The sequence below is a fragment of the Halomonas sp. AOP22-C1-8 genome, from assembly GCF_052378905.1.
GTDB lineage: Bacteria > Pseudomonadota > Gammaproteobacteria > Pseudomonadales > Halomonadaceae > Vreelandella > Vreelandella citrativorans.
Map to the genome: position 1 here is coordinate 1 of NZ_JBQSYD010000083.1, position 303 is coordinate 303.

At 49.8% G+C, this 303-nt stretch carries 2 tRNA genes; both read right to left on the bottom strand.

The window, feature by feature from the left end:
- Positions 1-11 precede the first annotated feature (11 nt).
- Positions 12-87 (bottom strand) — tRNA-Ala (locus ACT3TY_RS17965).
- Between the two features lie 104 nt (positions 88-191).
- Positions 192-268: transfer RNA gene (locus ACT3TY_RS17970), tRNA-Ile, on the bottom strand.
- Positions 269-303: the final 35 nt, after the last annotated feature.

The following is a 303-nucleotide window of genomic DNA, read 5'->3' on the forward strand; positions in this document are numbered from 1 at the left end:
TACCAACATAATGGTGGAGCCAAGCGGGATCGAACCGCTGACCTCCTGCGTGCAAGGCAGGCGCTCTCCCAGCTGAGCTATGGCCCCATTTTAGACACTTACCTCTCGGAATTTTATTCATCACAAGGCATTTTATGGCGAAGCATAGCCTGCTATGCGAGTCATAAAATAACGCAAAGATAGATAAAATTTGGTGGGTCTGGGCAGACTTGAACTGCCGACCTCACCCTTATCAGGGGTGCGCTCTAACCAACTGAGCTACAGACCCAAGAGGGGATCGTGCTTAAACCGTTTGCTCTATGA